Source organism: Amycolatopsis sp. NBC_00438, assembly GCF_036026695.1.
Classification (GTDB): Bacteria; Actinomycetota; Actinomycetes; order Mycobacteriales; family Pseudonocardiaceae; genus Amycolatopsis.
The window spans coordinates 4,419,169-4,439,909 of sequence record NZ_CP107923.1 but is presented as its reverse complement, the minus strand read 5'-3'; the positions used below and the strand labels follow the sequence as shown (position 1 = coordinate 4,439,909).

General features: G+C 72.5%; 16 protein-coding genes. 12 read left to right on the top strand and 4 right to left on the bottom strand.

Annotated elements, in window-relative coordinates; genetic code table 11:
- The first annotated feature begins 37 nt into the window (after nt 1-37).
- The 6 genes from OG494_RS19545 to OG494_RS19520 all read left to right on the top strand — a co-directional run bounded on the left by OG494_RS19545 (nt 38) and on the right by OG494_RS19520 (nt 5,582).
- Nucleotides 38-1,339 carry an ATP-grasp domain-containing protein gene (locus OG494_RS19545; protein ID WP_328457714.1) on the top strand — a complete coding sequence of 434 codons (1,302 nt, stop codon included), beginning with the start codon at nt 38-40 and terminating at the stop codon, nt 1,337-1,339.
- Nucleotides 1,336-1,686 (top strand): hypothetical protein, encoded by a 351-nt coding sequence (locus OG494_RS19540; protein ID WP_328457712.1) that lies wholly within the window; start codon nt 1,336-1,338, stop codon nt 1,684-1,686. The genes OG494_RS19545 and OG494_RS19540 overlap by 4 nt, the downstream gene beginning before the upstream one ends.
- Complete coding sequence (locus OG494_RS19535; RefSeq protein WP_328457710.1) at nt 1,683-3,038, top strand: FAD-binding oxidoreductase; 1,356 nt, start codon at nt 1,683-1,685, stop codon at nt 3,036-3,038. The genes OG494_RS19540 and OG494_RS19535 overlap by 4 nt, the downstream gene beginning before the upstream one ends.
- Nucleotides 3,039-3,090: 52 nt before the next feature.
- Complete coding sequence (locus OG494_RS19530; RefSeq protein WP_328457708.1) at nt 3,091-3,624, top strand: flavin reductase family protein; 534 nt, start codon at nt 3,091-3,093, stop codon at nt 3,622-3,624.
- A 70-nt stretch (nt 3,625-3,694) separates the two neighbouring features.
- Nucleotides 3,695-4,741 carry a radical SAM protein gene (locus tag OG494_RS19525; RefSeq protein WP_328457706.1) on the top strand — a complete coding sequence of 349 codons (1,047 nt, stop codon included), beginning with the start codon at nt 3,695-3,697 and terminating at the stop codon, nt 4,739-4,741.
- 70 nt (nt 4,742-4,811) lie between these two features.
- Entirely contained in the window at nt 4,812-5,582 is a 771-nt protein-coding gene (locus tag OG494_RS19520; RefSeq protein ID WP_328457704.1) for a maleylpyruvate isomerase family mycothiol-dependent enzyme, read from the top strand.
- An 18-nt stretch (nt 5,583-5,600) separates the two neighbouring features.
- Here the strand turns inward: OG494_RS19520 and OG494_RS19515 are convergent, their stop codons facing one another.
- Entirely contained in the window at nt 5,601-8,636 is a 3,036-nt protein-coding gene (locus OG494_RS19515; protein WP_328457702.1) for a BTAD domain-containing putative transcriptional regulator, read from the bottom strand.
- 42 nt (nt 8,637-8,678) lie between these two features.
- Nucleotides 8,679-9,815: an FAD-dependent oxidoreductase gene (locus tag OG494_RS19510; protein ID WP_328457700.1), complete on the bottom strand. Its 1,137-nt coding sequence runs from the start codon at nt 9,813-9,815 to the stop codon at nt 8,679-8,681.
- Nucleotides 9,816-10,207: 392 nt separating this feature from the next.
- On the opposite strand from OG494_RS19510, the gene OG494_RS19505 reads away from it, so the two are divergent.
- The 5 genes from OG494_RS19505 (at nt 10,208) to OG494_RS19485 (ending at nt 14,268) form a co-directional block, all read left to right on the top strand.
- Nucleotides 10,208-11,572 (top strand): sensor histidine kinase, encoded by a 1,365-nt coding sequence (locus tag OG494_RS19505; RefSeq protein WP_442874440.1) that lies wholly within the window; start codon nt 10,208-10,210, stop codon nt 11,570-11,572.
- 75 nt (nt 11,573-11,647) lie between these two features.
- Nucleotides 11,648-12,067 (top strand): roadblock/LC7 domain-containing protein, encoded by a 420-nt coding sequence (locus OG494_RS19500; protein WP_247049526.1) that lies wholly within the window; start codon nt 11,648-11,650, stop codon nt 12,065-12,067.
- Complete coding sequence (locus tag OG494_RS19495) at nt 12,064-12,423, top strand: DUF742 domain-containing protein (RefSeq protein WP_328457698.1); 360 nt, start codon at nt 12,064-12,066, stop codon at nt 12,421-12,423. The genes OG494_RS19500 and OG494_RS19495 overlap by 4 nt, the downstream gene beginning before the upstream one ends.
- Nucleotides 12,404-13,012 carry a GTP-binding protein gene (locus tag OG494_RS19490; protein ID WP_442874439.1) on the top strand — a complete coding sequence of 203 codons (609 nt, stop codon included), beginning with the start codon at nt 12,404-12,406 and terminating at the stop codon, nt 13,010-13,012. Before OG494_RS19495 ends, OG494_RS19490 begins: the two co-directional genes overlap by 20 nt.
- Nucleotides 13,009-14,268 (top strand): cytochrome P450, encoded by a 1,260-nt coding sequence (locus tag OG494_RS19485; protein ID WP_328457696.1) that lies wholly within the window; start codon nt 13,009-13,011, stop codon nt 14,266-14,268. The genes OG494_RS19490 and OG494_RS19485 overlap by 4 nt, the downstream gene beginning before the upstream one ends.
- A 120-nt stretch (nt 14,269-14,388) precedes the next feature.
- Here the strand turns inward: OG494_RS19485 and OG494_RS19480 are convergent, their stop codons facing one another.
- Together OG494_RS19480 and OG494_RS19475 are read right to left on the bottom strand one after the other, a co-directional pair.
- Entirely contained in the window at nt 14,389-15,603 is a 1,215-nt protein-coding gene (locus tag OG494_RS19480) for a cytochrome P450 (protein WP_328457695.1), read from the bottom strand.
- 73 nt (nt 15,604-15,676) lie between these two features.
- On the bottom strand, nt 15,677-17,755 hold the full coding sequence (locus OG494_RS19475; RefSeq protein WP_328457693.1) for a PQQ-dependent sugar dehydrogenase: 2,079 nt from the start codon (nt 17,753-17,755) through the stop codon (nt 15,677-15,679).
- A 169-nt stretch (nt 17,756-17,924) separates the two neighbouring features.
- Between OG494_RS19475 and OG494_RS19470 the strand changes: the two genes are divergently transcribed.
- Nucleotides 17,925-20,723 (top strand): glycoside hydrolase family 2 protein, encoded by a 2,799-nt coding sequence (locus OG494_RS19470; RefSeq protein WP_328457691.1) that lies wholly within the window; start codon nt 17,925-17,927, stop codon nt 20,721-20,723.
- Nucleotides 20,724-20,741 lie beyond the last annotated feature (18 nt).

The window sequence follows — 20,741 nt, the reverse complement described above, 5'->3', positions numbered from 1 at the left end:
TTTCCCCTGAACACTTCCCGACCGGAGGACGTCTCCCATGACCTCGACCGCCCCGGGTGCGCTGCTCGTCATCGGCAGCGGGCTCAAGCTCTATCGCGAATACCTCGTCCGCAGCGTCGCCGAACGCGCCCGTGAAGGCGGGCTGCGGCTGGTGCTGATCAACAACCTCAACCCGACCTGGCAGCACGAGTACTTCGACGACATCACCGTCGTCAACGTCTTCGACCACGCGCTGCTCGCCGAAACCGCCCGCGAGCTGGCGAGCGAGTACACGATCGCCGGCGTGCTGTGCTGGGACGAGCCGCTGGTCATGCCCGCGGCCGAACTGGCGGCCGAGTTCGGCGTGCCGGGCCTGAGCATCCCCGGCGTGCACGGCTGCCGCGACAAGCACAGCTGCCGCGTCCGGCTCACCGCCGCCGGCCTGCCGCAGCCCGGGTTCCACCTGGCCACCGACCTCGACGACGCCCGCGCGGCGGTCGCCCGCATCGGGTTCCCGGTGGTCGTCAAGCCGCGGGCACTCGGCGCCAGCATGGGCGTCTCCCTCGCCCGGGACGCGGCGGAGTTCGACGCCGCCTACCGCGTCGCCCACGAGGCCAGCCTCGTCGGCGACGAGCCCTACCGCGGCGGCGCGATCATCGAGGGGTACGCCGACGGGCCGGAGATCAGCATCGACGGCGCCGTCCACAAGGGCGAGTACCTGCCGATGTTCATCGCCCGCAAGAGCACCGGCATGCCGCCGTTCTTCGAGGAGACCGGCCACGTCGTCGACTCCGCCGACCCGCTCCTGAAGGACGAGGAACTGCTGGGCGTGCTGGCGAAGGCCCACCACGTGCTCGGCATCGAGAACGGGATCACCCACACCGAGGTCCGCCTGACCCGCTTCGGCCCGGTGATCATCGAGGTCAACGGCCGCCTCGGCGGCGACCTCATCCCGTTCCTCGGCAAGACCGCGACCGGCGTCGACCCGGGCAGCGTGCTGTTCGACGTCGCCACGGGGCAGCGCCCGGACGTCTCGCACAGCCGTGAGGGCGTCGCCGGCATCCGGTTCGGCTACCCGGACCACGACTGCGTCCTGCACGCGATCACCGTGCCGGACGAGGCCCCCGGGCTGGTCACGGCGTCCCCGATGGCCGAGCCGGGCACCACGCTGCGGCTGCCGCCGGGCGGCTACATCGCCCGCCACTCGTTCGTCGTGTGCCGGGCACCCGACCGCGAGACGTGTTCGCAGCGGCTCGAGCACGCGGCCTCGCTGGTCGAGGTGGACACCGAAGAGATCGCACCCCCGCCCGTCGGCACCACCCTGGCGATGCCGGCCGGACTCCTGGACGTGGACGAATGAGCGTCGACTACGACGGCCGCCGGTTCCGCGCCCTGGGCGGCGGCGACGGCACGTACGCCGAGTACCACCAGCACGGCGACCTGGTCTGGGCGACGTTCGAGGGCGGGCACGTCCGGCGTGGCACGGTCACCGGCGTCTGCGGCCCGACCGGTGTGCTGCGGCTGGCCTACACGATGGTCCTGGCGACCGGCGAGGTGATCGCCGGCACCAGCGTCAACACCCCGCAGTGGCACGGCGGGCACCTGGTGCTGCGGGAAGTCTGGGAACGCCACGGCGAAAACGCCGCCCAGGGCGTGTCCTACCTCGAAGAGGTCCTCGAAGCCGAGCTCGCGGGAGCGGCGCGATGACCGCGTGGGGCACACTGCGCGGATTGGTGGACGGCGAACTCCGGCTCCCCGGCGACCACGGCTTCGGTGAAGCCACGGCGCCGGTGAACCGGCGGTTCGCCGCCACCCGCCCCGCGGCGGTGCTCTCGGCCGCCCACGCGGGCGACGTCGCCCGCGCCGTGGAGTGGGCCCGGGCGGCGTCGGTCCCGCTGGTGCCCCGCGGCGGCGGGCACAGCTACGCCGGCCACTCCGCGCACCCCGGCCTGGTGCTGGACCTGCGGCGGCTGTCCGGGATCCGCGTCGACGGCGACTCCGGGCGGGTCACCGTCGGCGGCGGCACGCAGATGAAGGCGCTCTACGCCGGGCTGCGGCCGTGGGACCTGACCTTCCCGCTCGGCAACTCCGGCACCGTCGGCATCGGCGGCCTGACCCTCGGCGGCGGTGTCACGACGATCTCCCGCGCGCACGGCCTCACGTGCGACGCGCTGGTCTCGACCGACGTCGTCCTCGCCGACGGAACTGTTGTCACCGCGTCGGAAACCGAGCACCCGGACCTGTTCTGGGCCTGCCGCGGCGGCGGGGGCGGCAACTTCGGCGTCAACACCAGCTTCACGTTCCAGGCGCGCCCGGCCCCGGCCGGCTCGACCTGCCTGCTGCTCTGGTCGTGGCCGCACGCGGTCGAGGTGCTGGCCACGATGCAGGAGATCATGCTCACGGCGCCCGAGGCGTTCTCGGCCCGGATCGGCATCGCGCGTTCGGCGGGCGAGGACGGCGTCGTCTCCGTGGTGGGCCACCACCTCGGCCCGGCTTCCGAGCTGCGTGAGCTGCTGGCGCCGGTCTTCGCCGTCGCGGCCCCCGACCGCGCCGACATCGAAGACCGGGACTTCTGGGAAGCCGCGACGTACCTGCACCACGCCAGCGAGGGCGGCGCGTTCGCGGCCCGGACCCGGTGCACCCCGCACGCGATCGGCGACGACGGCGTCGAGGCGCTCGTCCGGGCCGTCGACAAGTGGCCGGGCAGCGGCAACCCCGACGGCGCGGGCGCCGCGCTGTTCGCCTGGGGCGGCGCGATCGGCCGCGTCCCGGTGGGGGACACCGCGTTCCCGCACCGGGACACCCGGTTCCTGCTCAGCCTCGACACGTCGTGGGCCGAGGACGACGCGCCGGGTGTCGTCCAGGCGAACCTGGACTGGCTCCACGCCCTGCACGCCGAAGCGGGTGAGTTCGCGCCGGACGCGTCCTACGTCAACTTCACCGATCCGGACCTCGAGGACTGGCGCGGCGCCTACTACGGGCCGAACGCCGCCCGGCTCGCCGAGGTCAAGCGCCGGTACGACCCCGACCGGTTCTTCGTGTTCCCCCAAGCCGTGTGACCACCGGCCGGCCCGCTCCGGCGGGCCGGGCCCCGACCCCGGGAGCAGCCGAATGTCACCCGACCTGCGTGGCGTGATGCGCACCTTCGCCACCGGCGTGTGCGTCGCCACCACCTACCGCGACAGCCCGGACGGCCGGCACCACGACGCCGTCACCGTCAACTCGCTGGGCTCGATCTCGCTCGATCCGCCGTTGATCTCCCTGTCCTTCCGGAAGGAGTCGGTGTTCCTCGCCGACCTGCTCGCCACCGGCGCCTGGGTGGTGTCGATCCTGCCGGCGGGCGCGCGGGAACTGGCCGGCCGCTTCGCCGGCCCCCGCGCCTCGCGGGTCTCCGAAATTGCGCTCCTCCAAGCGACTCCGGGGGAGCGGACCGGGGCGCTCGTCCTCGACGGCGCGAGCTGGCTGGAGTGCACCCTGCGGCAGCCGATCGACCTCGGCGACCACACGCTGGTCGTCGGGGAAGTCCTGGCCACCGGCCACGACCGGCAGGCACCCGCGCTGGTCTTTGTGCACGGCACCTACCACTCCGTCACCGATCCGCGGCAGGTTTCCGGGCCGGGCCAATGGGGGGAGGCGGTGGGGTGAACCGCCCTGGCCCGGCTCCGGCCGGTCGGGCATGCTGGGCGCTCGGTCCGGCAGGAGGAGACCCGAGACGGTGAACGAAGATCCGATGCGCTGGAGCGGCCAGCGCACCGACCGCGTCGACGCGGGGACGCTGCCGGGCCTGGCCCGGCTGACCGGGTTCGTGCGCAGTGTCCGGACCCCCGAGTTCCGCGGCGTGACGTTCCACGAAGTGCTCGCGAAAAGCGCGTTGAACCACGTGCCCGCGGACGCGCGCATGCTGCCCGGCGAGTACACGATCAACCCGTACCGCGGCTGCACGCACGCGTGCCAGTACTGCTTCGCGCGTCCCACGCACACCCGGCTCGGACTGGACGTCGCCGGTGACTTCGACAACGAGATCATCGTCAAGACGAACATCGTCGAAGTGCTGCGGGGCGAGCTGGCCCGCAAGCGGAAACTCCCGCCACGCGTGGCTTTCGGCACCAACACCGACGTCTACCAGCGCGCCGAAGGCCGCTACGCGCTGATGCCCGGCATCATCGACGCGCTGGCCGGTCACCGCGTCCCGTTCTCGATCCTGACCAAGGGCACGATGATCCGCCGCGACCTGGAAAACCTGGTCAAGGCCAGCCGCGCGACGACCGTGCACCTCGGCGTGTCCCTCTCCATCCTGGACGAAGAGCTGCAGCAGTCGGTGGAGTTCGGCACCGCGACGACGACCGCGCGCCTGGCCACGGTCCGCGCCATCCGCGACGCGGGCCTCGAGTGCACGGTGTTCCTGTCGCCGATCCTCCCGCACCTCACGGATTCGCCCGCACAGCTGGAAGAACTGGTGGCCGCGGTGTCCGAAGCGGGCGCGACGAGCGTGCTGTACCACCCGCTTTACCTGTCTTCGGCGGTGAAGGAGGTGTTCTTCACGTGGCTGCGTGGGGCGCATCCCGAACTGGTTCCGGTGTACACCAAGCTGTATTCGTCCGGATCGGAGACGTCGTACCGCCACGAGATCGGCGCGCGGATCCGCCCGTTGATAGCGAAGTACGGCTTCCCGGAACCGGACGCGGCGATCGAGGACAAGTTCGCCCTCAACGGCCGGCGCGGGCAGCCGGAGGAGGAACCGGCGCAGCAGTCCCTTTTCTGAGGACCGGATCCCCTGGCGCGGCCGTGAAAATCGCTGGCCGGTTGCCGCCGCACGGTGGTAGACCACCACGGTGCACACCACGCTGGACTTCCCCGACCTGCTGGGCCTGATCGACGAACGCTCGGCGGCTTTCCGCGCCGCGGTCGCCGTCGCGCCCGATCTCGACGCGCAGGTGCCGACCTGCCCCGAGTGGACGCTGTTCGACCTGGTGCGTCACCTGGGCGAGGGACGCCGCGCGTGGGCGGCCACCATCGCCGCTGGGCCGGACGCCACGGCCAAGGCCGCACCGCGGGACGCCTCGGCCCCGCCCCGGGAGCGGGAGGCCCTGCTGGCCTGGTCGGCCGCGGGGACGCGGGAACTGCTGGACGCGTTGCGGGAGGCCGGCCCGGATCGCGGGTGCTGGGCGTGGTGGGACAAGACGCAGTCGCCGCTCACCTGCGGTGGCGTCGCCCGGCGCCAGCTCCACGAGATCGCGGTGCACACCTACGACGCCCAGGTCGCCGCGGGAGCGCCGCAGCCGCTGCCGGCCGCGGTGGCACTCGACGGCGCCGAAGAGTTCCTGTCCACCTTTTGCACGACGACGGTCGCCTGGCCGCACGAGCCCGCGGCCGTCGACTACCACGCGTCCGAGGGGCGCTCCTGGCGCAACTGGCTCACCGCCGACGGCGCCCGGGCCGCCCGCCTGACGACCCCCGCCGCCGAGGCGTCCGACGCGTCCGCCCGTGGCACGGCTCACGAGCTGGTTCTCTCCTTCTACGGCCGTATTCCGCTGGACTCCCTCGAATTCGACGGCAACCGGGGGCTCTTCGACCAGCTCGTGGACTGGGACCCGGAGCAGTAGGACCGGACAGGCCGGGTACTACGCGAGCAGTTCGTCCATCAACGCCCTGATGCGGTCGTGAAGCGCGGTCCCCGTCAGCCCGCCGGCCTCGGCGAGCAGCGACTCGCGGCTTTCCCGGTCACCCAAGGCCGCCGCGAGGCGCTCGCCGCGGCCTTGCGGGGCGAACTGGCTCGCGTTCGCCCCCACCCGGGTCCCCATCGCCCACAGCTCGCGCGCGGTCGACGCCGCACCCCGATGGGCGGCCAGCTCGGCGCCGCCCATCGCCCACGCGCCCAGCAGCGGGCGGTCGTGGGCGGTCAGCACCTCGGTGCGGACCTGCCGCAGCGTGTCGGTGGCCCGGGGGCCGGCGCCGAGCCACAGGTGCAGGACGGCCACCGCGATCCGGAAGACGGTCGGCGGGCCGGCCCGCAGCAGCGCGTCCGCGTGGGCCAGGGCCTCGTCGGGGCGCTCGCGTCGCCAGGCCAGCCGGGCCAGGCCGAGGTGGGCCTGGGAGACGTCCGTCTCGTCGGAGCGGGCCGAGGCGGCGGTCTCCCGCAGCCGGCGCTCGGCCTCGGCGTCGCCGGCCAGGGCCAGGTGCGTGTCGAGCAGCACCCGGGTCGACCGGGCGTCCTGGGCCGCGCCGACCAGCGCCAGGTGCCGCTCGCTGCGGCGCAGCCACTCGTCGGTCCCCGACGCGTGCCCGGCGGCGTGGGCGGCCATCCCCATCCCCCAGTGGTCGCCGATCGCCTCGAACCGGCGGTAGGCCAGCTCGGCGTCGGCGGACCGCCGGGTGCCGGCGTCCTCGACCAGGACGGCCCGGATGAAGTGACCCATCCCCTGGACGTACGGGTCGGGGTGGGTGATCAGCGCCGCGGCGTCGGCCAGGCTCCGGTCGGGGACGGCCTGCTCCAGCCCGGGCATCGCCGCCGCCAGCGCGGCGGTGCGCGGTGAGACGTCGCCGGGTCGCTCCGCGAGCAGGGTGCGCAGGGCCCGGCGGGCCAGCACGGTGAGGCGCGGAGGGCCGGTGTTCCCCGCGTTGACGCCGATCAGCACGCACAGCCACCCGAGCCGGTCGGCGTGCGGCAGGGGACGGCCACTGGCCCGGCCGCGGGTGAGCGCCGACCGCGACCGGGCGGCCGGGTCGTCGAGGTGCAGCAGCGTGCGCGCCCAGGCACTGGCCTCGAGGTGCCGGCCGCGCACCGTCCACAGCTGGAACAGGGCGGTGGCGACGTCGACCGCGGCCGGTTCGTCGTCGTGGTCCCACGCCCACCGCAGAGCGGCGACCAGGTTGTCCTGGTCGGCCGCGCAGGCGTCCAGCGCTTCGAGCTGGGCGGGACCGATGAAGCCGGGAGCCAGCGAGACCGCCCGCCGCGCGGCCCAGCCGGCCAGCCCGGCTATGGCCGTCTCGCGCCCGGCCGCGTCGAGACGGGCCTCGCCGTGTTCGCGGACCGTCTCCAGCATCCGGTAGCGGACGCCCTCTTCGAGCCGCAGCAGCGACTGCTCGACCAGGATCGCCAGACCCCGGCGGACGTCGGTGCCCGCGACGGCGGCGGCGAGGTCCGCGGTGAACGGCGCGGGGATGACGGCCAGCCGTTCCAGCAGGTCCCGTTCGCCGGGCTCGAGCAGGTCGCGGCTCCACTCGACCATCGCCCAGAGGCCGGCGTGCCGTTCGGGCAGCCCGCGCAGCGCGTGGTCGAGCAGCGCGAACCGGTCGCCGAGCCCGGCCAGGACGTCCTCGAGCGGCATGGCCCGCAGCCGGGCGGCGGCGAGTTCGAGCGCGAGCGGCAGGTTGTCGAGCCGGTGCGCGAGGGCCAGCGCCCGGTCCCGCGGCCACGCCGGTGCCGTGCCCCCGGCCCGGACGCGCGCTTCGAGCAGGGCGAGCGCCTCGTCGTCGGGCAGCGCGGGCAGCCGGTGGACGACCTCGCCGACCAGGCCCAGCGGCGCCCGGCTGGTGGCGAGCACACCGACCTCGGGCGCCACGGCCAGCAGCTCGGCCACGACGGCCGCCGCGGCGTCGAGGACGTGTTCGCAGTTGTCGAGCACGAGCAGCCCGTCGAGCCCGGAACCGATGGCCCGCAACCGTTCCGACGGGCTCAGGGCGCGACGATCCGGGGCCGGGGTGTCCAGGCCGGTGTCCGGGCCACCCAGGACCGCGAGCACGGCGGGCAGCACCTCGGCCGGCGAGCGCAGGCCGGCCAGCTCGACCACGCGCACCTGCCCGGCGGAGCGGGCGATCTCGGCGGCCAGCCGGGTCTTGCCCGCCCCGCCGGTCGCGACGACGGTCACCAGCGGAGCCGTCAGCAGCGCCTTGCCGACGGCGGCGAGATCCGGCTCGCGGCCCACCAGCGGTGTCACCGCCCGGCGCCACGCGGCGGGAAGCGTGCCGGCGTTCGGCCGCGCGAGGGCCAGCTGCCCGCGCAGCAAGGCCAAGTGCGCCTCGGCGAGCACGGGGGACGGGTCGGCGCCGTACCGCTCGACGAGCTCGCCGCGCACCCGTTCGACCACTTCGAAGGCTTCGGCGTCGCGTCCCTGGGCCGCGAGGACCCGCACGAGCAGCGCGGCGGCCGGCTCGTCGGGCGGGACCCGGGTGGCCAGCCGACGCAGATCCGCCGCGTCGAGCGGACCGCCGCCGGCCAAGGCCGCCTCCGCCCGCAGGGTGACGACGTCGCCGAAGAGCCGGTCGCCGGTCGGCTCCGGGATCTCCGGGAACAGCGCCCGCGCCTCGTCGGCGCAGTCCCGCGCGGTTCCCGCGTCACCGTCGGCCAGGGCCAGCCGGCCGCGGTCGATCAGGCCGCGGGCCGTGACGGCGTCGACCCGGACCTCGCCGGCCGGGATCCGGTAGCCGCCCGCGGCGGTGCGGACCGGCACGCCGAGCCGGCGCACCCGGCCGACCAGGGCCTGCACCGCGCCCGCGGCGTCCTCGGGCGGCGTGCCCTGCCAGACGGCGTCGGCCAGAGCGACGGTGGAGACCGGGCGCCCCCGGGCGTCGAGCAGTTCCCGGAGCACCGCGGCCAGCCGGTCGCCCCGCACCGGGCGGCCGTCCACCGCGAGGGGGCCGAGCGTCGTGATCCGCACGCGACCATCATCACCCACTCGCCGCGCGCGAGCTCCCGGCGACTATTCGCCGAACCGGTCGGCGAGGGAGATCAGGTTCAGGGCCGCGTTGTCGCCCAGGAGGATCGCGTTGTCGGCGACGCCTCGGGCCGCGGACGCGGCGCTGCGGGGGAACATCGCCCGCTCGTACTCGGTGAGCGCGGCTTCGACGTCGCCGGGGTGCGCCGCGATGGCCGCGCCGAGTTCGGCGCCGTCCTGCAAGGCCAGGTTGGCACCTTCGCCGTTCGGGGGCTGCAGGTGGGCGGCGTCGCCGAGCAGCGTCACGCCGGGCACGCGGTCCCAGCGGTGCGCGACCGGCAGCGTGTAGTGGCGGCGGTGGACCGGGGCGGTGTCGCTGGCGGTGATCAGCGCGCTCAGCTCGGGAGCCCAGCCGTCGACCTCGCGCGCGAGGCGTGCGGTCGCCGCGGCGGGATCGGCGAAGTCGATGTCGCCGAACCAGTCCAGCGGCCGGGCCAGCCACAGGTAGGCGTGCAGGTTCCCGTCGCTTTCCCGGTGCACGAGGAAAACCTTCCCGCTCGCGGCCTTGTCGAACACCATCAACGCCCCGTCGCCGACGGCCTTCGCGACGGTGGGGTGCCGGGTGCCGGCGTCGAACAGGAAGGTCTCGATCGACGCGTTCCCGGCGTACTCGGGTGTGACGTCGGTGAGCAGCGGCCGGACCCGGGACCACGCGCCGTCCGCGCCGACGAGCAGCCCGGTCTCGGTGGTGGTGCCGTCGGCGAAGGTGATTTCGTGCCGGCCCTCGCCGAGGGCGCGCACGTCGGCGACCCGGTGGCCCCACCGGACGGTGCCGGCGGGGAGCGAGTCGAGCAGCATCTTCCGCAGCGCCGCGCGCTGCGCCTCGGGACTGCCACCGGTGCCGTCGTCGGCCTTGTCGTACAACACGGTCCCGTCCGTCTCGACGACGCGCAGGGCTTCGCGGCCCGGCAGGACGATGGCGCGGAATTCGTCGATCAGGCCGGCCGCCGCGAGGGCGGGCCGGCCGTTGTGGTCGTGGATGTCGAGCATGCCGCCTTGGGCGCGCGCCGCCGGCGACGCCTCGGCTTCGTGGACCGTGGCCGGAATACCGTGCAGGTACAGGACGCGGGCCAAGGTGAGGCCGCCTAGGCCGGCGCCGACAATCGTGACCGGAGTGGGCATTGGTGCTCCTAAGGGGTTCGCGGGAGGAATTGCCTCCGAGCCTGCGCGGACCCGCCGACACGACGCCGACATGGCGCCGACACGCCCTTTCCCGGAGTGGTCGCCGAGAAGTCGCCGGAGTGAATTCGGCTGCTTCCAGCCTTGCGGATTGGGCCGAATGCGAGTAAGGGCAGGCGGTCGCCGGAAAACCGGACCCGCGCTGCCCGGCCGCTGGTGCCGGCGTTACTGTCTTCGCCGTTGCAGGCGCACCGAAACCGACCCGTGATCTCGGTCGGCGAACCGAGTACTGTTCGAGCACCAATCGGACTCGAGGAAGTGGAGCGATGTCGGAACGACCGCCCGCACAGCATCGGGAAGAACGCGAGTCAGTCGGCCGGGCCGTAATCGGGGTAGTGGTCACCGCGGTCGTCGTGGCGGCGATCTGGACGTGGATATCCCTGTCGGTTTCCGGTGGTCAGGGGATTGTCGTCGCCATCGCGGGCGGGCTGACCGGGATCGTCGCGTGTGTCGCGGTGTTCTTCGCGCTGCGCCGCGCCGATCAGGTCGCGCACGCGACCGGGCAGACGGAGGCCGCGCTCGACGAGGCCCGGCGGGCCCGGGAATTCGTCCGGTTCAGTGACGCCGAACTGGCCCGGCTGCTCGACCGGACGGTGCCCGACGCGGTCCGGCGGCTGCGCGGGGGTGCCCCCGCGGACAGCGTGCTCGCCGAAGTCGGGCGCCCCGAGGACGAACTCCACCAGCGCGTCCTGCGGCTGCTGGTCGACGAAATCGCCGTCGGGGAACGCCGGCGCGCGGCCGCGACGGCCGCCTGCGCGAACGCCGCGGGCCGGCTGCAGGCGCTGTCGACCAGCACGCTCGGTGACTTGCGGGAAATGGAAAACCGGTCGTCCGACGCGATGCTCGGGGATCTCCTGAGGGTGGACCACAGCACCGCGCAGGCGGGCCGGCTGGCCGACAGCATCGCGGTGCTCACCGGCGCACGCTCGGGCCGCCGCTGGACGAAACCGATCCGGATGGAGAGCATCCTGCGCGGCGCGCTCGGCCGGATCGGCGCCTACCAGCGGGTCCGGGTGCATTCCGCGAGCGGGGTGGCCGTCGTCGGGTACGCCGCCGAAGACGTCATGCACGCGCTCGCCGAACTGATGGACAACGCCACGAAGTTCTCGGCGCCGTCCGAAGAAGTGCACGTCTATGTGGAAGATCTGCACAACGGCGCGGTCATCACCATCGAGGACGGCGGTCTCGGGATGAAGGCGCAGGCCCTCGTCCGCGCCGAGCGCGCGGTGTCCCTCGACCAGCCGCTCGACCTGACCTCGATGTCGGGGACGCGGCTCGGGCTCGCGGTGGTCGGCTGCCTGGCGCGCAAGCACCAGCTGCACGTCTTCTTCCGGCCTTCTTCGCGCGGCGGGATCGGAGTCGTCATGCGCATCCCGACCCAGCTGATCACGCAGCCCCGGCCGGAAGCGCTGCCGGAAGCGGAAGAGCCGGTCGCGGCCGCCGCCGTCGCGTGGCCCGGGCCCGACACGAGCCACGAGATCGCCGGCGACCTGACCGAGCCGTCCGAGCTGCCGAAGCGTTCGCGGGGGCAGACGCTCACCGCCGCGTCGCGCCGGCCGCCGTCGCCCACGCCGAGCACGACCCGCGCCGAGCGGGACACCGGTTCCCGGTTCGGCGCCTTCCAGCAGCGGCGCAGCGGCAACGGCGCTACGTCGTCGCGCCACTCCGCCTCCCCGGCGGACCCCGGCGACGACGCGTGACCCGCCGCTCCGCCCGCACATCCGCACCCCGCCAGATTGGAGCGAGGGGACCCGCCAGGCCGGTCCCCGGATTCGATGACTGACTCGGACAAGAGCCTCGAATGGCTCCTCGAAAACCTCGTCGGCAACACCGCCGGCGCGTGCCACGCCCTCGTGCTGTCCCGGGACGGCCTGAAGCTGTGCCACACCCAGGGGCTCACCGTCGACCGCGCCGACCAGCTGGCCGCGATCGCCGCCGGCGTCCAGGCGCTGGCGCACGGCGCGTCGGTCGAATTCGGTGACGGCACCGGCGGTGTGCGGAACTCGATGACCGAGTTCCACGGCGGGATCCTCTTCATCGTGGAGGCCGGTGTCGGCTCGCACCTGGCCGTGATCGCCACGGAGGACGCCGACGTGGGCCTGATCGGCCACAACATGGACGAGCTGGTGGAACAGATCGGCTCGGTCTTCACCGCCCCGCCACGCTTCACGGCGGCTGACCACCCGGCTTCGTGACGCGCTCGGCGCTCGACGGGGAAGACCCGGACCGGCTCTACACGGTCACGGGCGGGCGCAGCAGCGCGGACGACATCGACCTCGATCTCGTCACGCTGATCGTCCGGGAGTCGGAGCCGTCGGCGGGCATGCAGTCCGAGCACGTCCGGATCCTCGAGATCGCCGCGAAGCCGACGTCGGTCGTGGAGCTGTCGTCCTACCTGGCGCTTCCGGTGAGTGTGACCAAGATTCTGCTCGCGGACCTGCTGGCCACGGGCAAGGTTTCCGCCCGACACCCGTCGTCGGCCCAGGCCGCGGGACGGACCTCCGACTCGGAATTCCTCAAGAAGGTGCTCGTTGGACTCCGTAATCTCTGAACAAGACGAACGGCTGCCCCTGGCCGACACCGCGACCGACGGCCTGAAGATCGTCATCGTCGGCGGCTTCGGCGTCGGGAAGACGACCATGGTCCGGTCGGTCAGCGAGATCCGGCCGCTCAGCACCGAAGAAACCATGACCCAGGCCGGGATCGGCGTCGACAGCACCCGGGGGGTGCAGGCCAAGACGACCACCACGGTGGCGTTCGACTTCGGCCGGATCAGCCTCGACGAACAGCTGATCCTCTACCTGTTCGGCGCCCCCGGGCAGGAACGGTTCTGGTTCCTCTGGGACAGCCTCTTCGCCGGCACCCTCGGCGCGGTCGTCCTGGTGGACGCCAGGCGGCTGGCCGACTCCTGGTACGCGATCGACCGGCTCGAGCACCACGGGACGCCGTTCATCGTGGCGCGCAACAACTTCGGCCCGCCGAAGCACAGCCTCGACGACGTCCGCGCCGCGCTGGACCTGCCCGGCGACGTGCCGATCGTCGACTGCGACGCCCGCGACCGCGACTCGTCCAAGCAGGTGCTGATCTCGCTCGTCGACCACCTCTACACCCTGTCCAAAGTCCGGGAGGGCGCATCGTGACCGGTTTCCAGACCAGCACCCCGGCGGAGACGATCCCCGCCGCGGACCGGATCCGGTTGTACGGACCCGAGTTCCAGCGGGATCCCGCCGCGCTCTACGCCCGGATCCGGCGGCAGTACGGCGGTGTCGTCCCGGTCCTGCTCGACGGCGACATCCCGGCCTGGCTGCTGACCGGCTACCGCGAGATCCACCAGGTGTGCCAGGACTCGCAGCTGTTCGCCCGCGACAGCCGCCGGTGGAACCAGTGGGGCAACGTCCCCGAAGACTGGCCGCTGCTGCCGTACGTGATGCACAACCCGTCGGTGATGTTCACCGAGGCCGCGGAACACCGGCGGCGCGCGGGCGCGATCGGCGACGCGCTGTCCGCCGTCGACCAGTTCGACCTGAGCGCGCACTGCGAGCGCATCGCGGACCGGCTCATCGACGAATTCGCCGGCAGTGGCGAAGCCGACCTGATCGCCGGTTTCGCGCAGCAGGCGCCGTTGCTCGCGCTCGCGAAGATGTACGGCATGCCCGACTCGGAGGCCCCGGCGCTGGTGCGGGACGTCGCCCTTTCGCTGGACGTCGGCCCCGAGGCGCTGCCCGCGTACGGGCGGGTGCAGGAGGCGATGGCGCGGCTGGTGGCGGTGAAGCACCAGCAGCCGGGCGCGGACGTGCCCACGGCGATGATGCAGGACCCGGCGAACCTGACCGACGACGAGGTCGTCCAGGACCTGCTGGTGGTGACGGCCGCGGCGCAGCAGCCGACGGCGAACTGGATCGGCAACACCATCCGCCTGATGCTGACCGACAGCCGGTTCGCGATGACGCTCTCGGGCGGCCGGGGGAGCGTCGGCCAGGCCCTCAACGAAGTCCTGTGGCACGACACTCCCACGCAGAACTTCATCGGCCGTTTCGCCACGCGCGACACCGTGTTGAGCGGCGTCCGCGTCCGCCAGGGTGACCTGGTGGTGCTCGGTCTGGCGGCGGGCAACGCCGACCCGCACGCCCGCCCGGACGCGGCGGAGGGCGCCCTGGGCAACCACGCGCACATGTCCTTCGGCCACGGCGAGCACGGTTGTCCGTACCCGGCCCCGGAGGTGGCCGAGGTCATCGCCCGCACCACCGTCGAAGTCCTGCTGGACCGCCTCCCGGACGTCGAACTCGCGATTCCGGTGGAAGAACTGGTCTGGCGGCCGTCGGTGTGGATGCGGGGACTGGAGAGCCTGCCGGTGGTCTTCACCCCGGTGCACGTCGCCGCGTCCGGAGCCTGGTGACTGCAAGCGCTCCCACTCGCAAGTCCGTGAAGGCCTCCTTGAGGGACTCAGAGTCCCTCAAGGAGGCCTTCACGGACAACGGGGTCGGGTAACGGCGGGCCCGGGGGCGCGCTTCGGGGCCTACGACGCGGTGAACGTCACCGGCAGCGACGCCGGGCCTCGGGTGAACACGCCCTTTTCGGCCGTCACCGCGCCTTCCGCGAGACGCAGGTCCGGCATGGCGTCGAGCAGCTGGTTGACGCCGACCTCGATCTCGGTCTTCGCCAGCAGCGCGCCGACGCAGAAGTGCCGGCCCAGTGCGAACGACAAGTGGCTCGCCGCCGCGGAAAACGCTGTCTCGGTCGGGAGGTCGGTGCGGAAGATGTCGAACGCGCCCGGGTTCGCGAACCGGCGCGGGTCGCGGTTGGCGGCACCGATCAGGCAGGTCACCGTGCTGCCGGCGGGAATCCGCTCGCCGCCGATTTCGACGTCTTCCGCGGGCTGGCGCATGATCATGTGCACCGGCGGGGTGTGCCGCAGGGTTTCGGCGAACGCCTTCGGGATCAGGCTTCGGTCCGCGCGCACGGCGTCGAGCTGGTCCGGGTTTTCCAGCAGGTTCCGGAACAGGCTGGCGATCGCCTTGTCCGTGGTCTCGCCGCCGGCGGCGAGCAGCAGGCTGCAGAACGCCTTGATGTCCTCGTCGCTCATCGTGGTGCCGTCGACTTCGGTGGCGCACAGCGCCGAAAGCAGGTCGTCACCGGGGTTTTCGCGGCGGTCCCGGATGACCGGGATCAGGTACGCGGCGAGCTCGTCGTGGGTCTCGAGCCCGGCCGCGGCGACCACCTCGTCCTGGCTGAGGTTGCCGAGGAACGCGATGATCGCGCCGTACCAGCGCTGGAACCGCGCGTGGTCGCTCTGGTCCAGGCCCAGCATGTCGACGATGACGTTGATCGGGAAGTGCCGCGCGTAGTCCGTGACGATGTCGGCCGAGCCGCGGCCGCGGAAGGTGTCGATGAGCTGTGCGGAGTTGCGTTCGATCACCGGGCGGAACTTCTGCTCCAGCTCGTTGCCCCGGAACGCCGGCGCGACCAGGGCACGGCGGATCGAGTGCTCCCGGCCGCTCATCTGCAGGATCGTCCGGCCGTGCACGGGTTCCAGCTGCCAGCCGTAGTTCTCGGTCGTGAACACACCCTCCTTGAAGGCGCGGGACACGTCCTCGTAGCGCGAAATGACGTAACTCTGCATTCCTTCGTGCCAGATCACCGGCGAATGCTCGAGCATGACGTCGTAGGCGGTGTACGGATCGGCGGCGAACTCCGGAGACAGAAGGTCCGGCGCATGGCCTGCTGAAGTCACGAGGCTCCTTTTCTCGGTGGTCGATCAGCAGGCTAGCCGGGATAGTTGCCACTGCGAAAGAGTTGCCGGTGGGCTATTCACCCAAAACGACGTGGAAGATCTTCTCATTGCTGTTGTCGGGAATACTGTCCTTGTCGCCGTTGTTCGTCGTCGTCAGCCACAGGCCGCCGTCGGGCGCCGGCTCCACCGTGCGCAACCGCCCGTAGGTGCCGTTGAAGTAGGCCTGGACGTCGGTCAGGTCGCTCCCGCTGATCACCTCGCGGTACATCCGGGTGCCGCGTTCGCAGGCGACGTAGAGCACATCGCGGACGATGGCGATGCCGGAGCAGGAGCCGTCCGCCGTCGGGTACGTCCGCTTCGGCGCGATGAAGCCGGCGGTGCCGCAGGTCCCGGAGGTGCCTTCGCACGCCGGCCAGCCGTAGTTGCCGCCCTTGGTGATCAGGTTGGTCTCGTCCATCACCGCGTTGCCGAACTCCTGCTCCCACAACCGGCCCTGGGAGTCGAACGCCAGGCCCTGCGGGTTGCGGTGGCCGTAGCTCCACACGGCGTTGCCGAAGGGGTTGTCCGACGGCACGCTGCCGTCCGGGTTGAGCCGCAGGACCTTGCCGTTGAGGCTCGCCTTGTTCTGCGCGTTGTCGCCGTTCTGGGCGTCGCCGGTGCTGGCGTAGAGCTTGCCGTCGGGCCCGAAGCGCAGCCGGCCGCCGTTGTGGAACTTGTTGCGCAGCAACCCGCTGAGCAGGACCTGTTCGGTACTGGTGGTGAGTTTGTCGTTCTCCAGCTTGATCCGCACGATCCGGTTGTCGGACGGCGAGGTGTGCATGATGTAGAGCCAGTGGTCACTGGAGAACGCGGACGAGACGGCGAGGCCGAGCAGGCCGCCTTCACCGTCGGTGTTGTCGACGCCGGGGACCGTGCCCACGGTCGTCTTCGCGCCGGTGGCGGGGTTCAGGTGGACGAGGTCGTGGGCGTCGCGCCGGGTGTAGAGGATCGTGCCGTCCGGCAGCGTCACCAGGCCCCACGGGATGTCGGTGTCGGTGGCGATCTGCGTCACCGCGCACACGGAGGCGCCGCAGGCCGCGCCGGTGGTGACGGTCGTGGTGGCGCTGGGCGCCGACACGTTCGCCTGGGCGTCGCGCGCGACGACGTAGTACGGGTAGCTCGTGTTCGCCGCCAGCCCGCTGTCGACGAAGGTCGTCGCGGGCGGCGTGGTGGCGGTCCCGGTGACGGCGCCGACCTTGGCGCCGCCGCGGTAGACGTCGTAGGCCCGGACGCCGATGTTGTCGGTGGCCGCGGTCCAGTTCAGGGTCACCGTCGTGCCGGCCGCGCTGCCGGTCAGCTTCGTGGGCGCGGTCGGCGCCTGGCTGTCGGGCTGGCACTGCGGCGGCGTGATCGGCACGGTGGCGCTGGCCTGCGAGACGTTGCCCGCGGCGTCCCGCGCGTTGACGTACAGGCCCCAGGTCACGCCGCCGACCACGGTGAGGCTCGTCGACAGAGTGCTCCCGCTCACCGACTTCATCAGCTGGCCGTCGTGGTAGACGTCGTAGAACGCGACGCCCACGTTGTCGGTGGAGGCGTTCCACGCGAACGTCACGGCGTCGCAGACCAGGTCGCTCACCCGCGGGTTGCCCGGCACGCCCGGGGGCTGGGTGTCGGCGGCCAGCGTGGTCCGCCACTTCTGGTTGCCCCCGTTGTTGCAGGTCCACAACCCGACGAGGGTGCTGTTCGCGGTGCCGGCCGCGGCGACGTCCAGGCAGAGGCCCGACTGCACGCCGCTGATGGAACCGTCGGCGTTGATCCGCCACTTCTGGTTGGCGCCGCCGTTGCAGGTGTAGATCTGCGCGTCGGCCGGCGACGTGGTGCTCGCGCCGGCGACGTCGAGGCACATCGCGCCGTCGTACACCCGCAGCTCGCCCGCCGCCGTGAACGTCCACGCCTGGTTGGCCTGCCCGTTGCAGTCGTAGATGTTGACGCGCGTCTTCGCCGCGGTGCTGTTGCCGACGACGTCCAGGCACCGCCCGGAGGCGACGCCGACCACGGTCGAGCCGGTGGCCGCGGTCGCGGTGGTGGCGGTGGGCGCGACCAGCGCGGCGGCGGCGACCACCACGGTCAGGGCGCCGAGGCGCAGCCGCCGGCGGATGTTCGAGGAGAACATTCTCCTACCTTTCACGGTGGATCGGCCGGGCACCGCCGGGAGGGCGGAGGGCCGCACCACTGTCGTGGGCCCGGGTCCGGACGTCAAGACTTGTCCGGCTGCTTGTCCACTCGGTCGATGAGTGCCGTTGTACGGTGTGTCATATATCAGATCGGACCTTGGAGGCCTGGTGGAACTCACTCGTCGCCAGGCGCTGGCGATCAGCGCGGCCGGTGTGGCCGCCGCGGGATGGCCGACGCCGGGAGCCGCTTCGGCGGCCCAAGCCGGTCCGGTGACCGAGACGATGCTGCTCACCGGCGGCGACGCCGACCACACCGTCGACTGGGACTTCCAGGTCACGGCCGGCCGGCGCGCGGGGGAGTGGGCGACGATCCCCACGCCGTCCAGCTGGGAGTGCCACGGTTTCGGCAGCTACCACTACGGCGGCGATCTCGTCCCGGCGGAGAAGGGCAACTACCGGCACTCGTTCACGCCCCCGGCGTCCTGGGCCGGGCGCCGGATCTTCCTGGTGTTCGAGGCCGCCATGACCGACGCCGACGTGCGGGTCAACGGCGTCCCGGCCGGACCGGTGCACCAGGGCGGCTTCTACCGCTTCCGCTACGACGTGACGGCCCTGCTGCGGCTCGGCGAGCCGAACCTGCTCGAAGCGACCGTCAGCAAGGAATCGGCCGACAACTCGGTGAACGACGCCGAGCGCCGCGGCGACTTCTGGAACTTCGGCGGGCTCTTCCGGCCGGTGTCGCTGGAGGCCCACCCGGCCGCCCGGATCGACCGCGTCGCGCTCGACGCCCGCGCGGACGGGACCTTCACCGCCCAGGTCACGCTCGCCGGCGTGACCGCGGCGGCCCGGGTGAGCGCGCAGCTGCGCGCGCTCGACGGCACGGCCGTCGGCGGGGCGTTCTCGGTCGCCGTGGCGAGCGGGGCCACCGGCGCCACCCTGACCACCACCGCGGCGCGACCATCCCTGTGGACGGCCGAAACGCCGAACCTGTACCAGGTCGAGCTGACCCTCGCGAACGCCGGCGGCGTGCCGTGGCACAGCACGACCGAGCGGTTCGGCTTCCGCACGATCGAGGTCCGGGCCGGCGACGGCGTTTACGTCAACGGGAAGCGGATCGTCCTCAAAGGAGCGAACCGGCACACCTTCTGGCCGACGTCCGGCCGCGCTTCGAGTCCTCGCCTCGCCCGGCTGGACATCGGGCTGATGAAGGACATGAACATGAACGCCGTGCGGATGTCGCACTACCCGCCGGACGGTTTTTTCCTCGACCTCTGCGACGAGCTCGGGCTCTACGTCCTGGACGAGCTGACCGGCTGGCAGCACCACTACGACGAAGGCGTCGGCGCCCCGCTGGTCGCGGCCCTGGTGCGGCGCGACGTCAACCACCCGTCGATCCTGTTCTGGGACAACGGGAACGAGGGTGGCTGGAACACCGCGCTGGACGACGACTTCGGCCAGTACGACCCGCAGCGGCGGGCGGTGCTGCACCCGTGGACGACCTTCAGCGGCGTCGACACCAGCCACTACCAGACCTACAGCAGCACCGCGAGCAAGGCCGCCGGCACCACGATCTTCATGCCGACCGAGTTCCTGCACGGGCTCTACGACGGCGGCGCCGGGGCCGGCCTGAACGACTACTGGAAGCTCATGGGCGGCGCCCAGCGCTCGGCGGGCGGGTTCATCTGGGCGCTCGTCGACGAAAGCGTCGCGCGCGACGACCGCGGCGGCGCCCTCGACACCAACGGCAGCCGGGCCCCCGACGGGATCCTCGGCCCGTACCGCGAGAAGGAAGCCAGCTTCTTCACGATCAAGGACATCTGGTCGCCGGTCCAGCTGGCCAGTCCGGCGTACTACGACTCGGTTTTCCCGGCGTCGTTCGACAAGACGGTGAAGCTCGTCAACCGGTACGACTTCACGAACCTCCGGACGTGCCGGTTCGGCTGGCAGCTGCTCGCGTTCCCCGCACCCGGTGCGGGCCCCGGTCACCAGGTGCTCGCCCAAGGTCAGGCCGTGGCCCCGGACGTCGCCCCGGGCGCCACGGGCGCGGTGACGCTCGGCCTGCCCGCCGACTGGACCACCGCCGACGCGCTGCGGCTGAGCGTGACCGACCCGACCGGCCGGGACGTCGCCGGCTGGACGTGGCGCGTCCGCAAGGCGCCGGACCTCGCGGCGCGGCTGGTGCGGCCGGCGACCACGGGCAGTGTCATCGCGGCGGAGACCACCGGCGACGTGACGCTCATCGCCGGCGCCACCCGGATCACCATCGGCAAGGCGAGCGGCCGGCTGCTCGGCGTGCGCTGCGGCGGCTCGCCGGTCTCCCTGGCCAACGGCCCCGCCCCGGCCGGCGGAACGGCCACGCTCACGGCGTTCAGCCACTTCCGCGACGGCACCGGCTGGGTCGTGCAGTGCGACTACAGCGGAGACCTGACGTCCGTGCGCTGGCGCCTGGACGCCAACGGCTGGCTGGCGCTGGAGTACCGCTACCGCGCCACCGGCGACCACGACCACCTCGGCGTGAACTTCGACTACCCGGAGGCAAACGTCCGGGGCCTCACCTGGCTCGGCGACGGCCCGTACCGCGTCTACAAGAACCGGCTGCGGGGTGTGCAACCGGACGTGTGGAGCAAGCCGTACAACGACACCGCGACCGGGGCGAGCGGGTTCGCCTACCCGGAGTTCAAGGGTTACCACGCCCGGACGTGCTGGGCCGTGCTGGACACCACCGAAGGCGCGGTCACGATGGTCGCCGCGGAGGAGGGCCTGTTCCTGCGGTTGTTCACCCCGGCGGTGGGACCCGACCCGCAGAACGCGGTGGTCACCTACCCGGCCGGCGGCGTCTCGTTCCTCGACGGCATCGCGCCGATCGGCAACAAGTTCCACGGCGTCGCCTCGCTGGGCCCGGAGAGCCGCCCGAACGCGGCCACCGGCGACTACCACCGGACGGTGTACCTCCGCTTCGACGCGTGATCGTCGCAGGTCCGCGGG

Excerpts from the sequence above, each read along its gene's own strand:
- OG494_RS19545 (WP_328457714.1), top strand. The coding sequence starts at position 38 with ATGACCTCGACCGCCCCGGGTGCGCTGCTCGTCATCGGCAGCGGGCTC.
- OG494_RS19540 (WP_328457712.1), top strand. The coding sequence starts at position 1,336 with ATGAGCGTCGACTACGACGGCCGCCGGTTCCGCGCCCTGGGCGGCGGC.
- OG494_RS19535 (WP_328457710.1), top strand. The coding sequence starts at position 1,683 with ATGACCGCGTGGGGCACACTGCGCGGATTGGTGGACGGCGAACTCCGG.
- OG494_RS19530 (WP_328457708.1), top strand. The coding sequence starts at position 3,091 with ATGTCACCCGACCTGCGTGGCGTGATGCGCACCTTCGCCACCGGCGTG.
- OG494_RS19510 (WP_328457700.1), bottom strand. The coding sequence starts at position 9,815 with ATGCCCACTCCGGTCACGATTGTCGGCGCCGGCCTAGGCGGCCTCACC.
- OG494_RS19500 (WP_247049526.1), top strand. The coding sequence starts at position 11,648 with ATGACTGACTCGGACAAGAGCCTCGAATGGCTCCTCGAAAACCTCGTC.
- OG494_RS19475 (WP_328457693.1), bottom strand. The coding sequence starts at position 17,755 with ATGTTCTCCTCGAACATCCGCCGGCGGCTGCGCCTCGGCGCCCTGACC.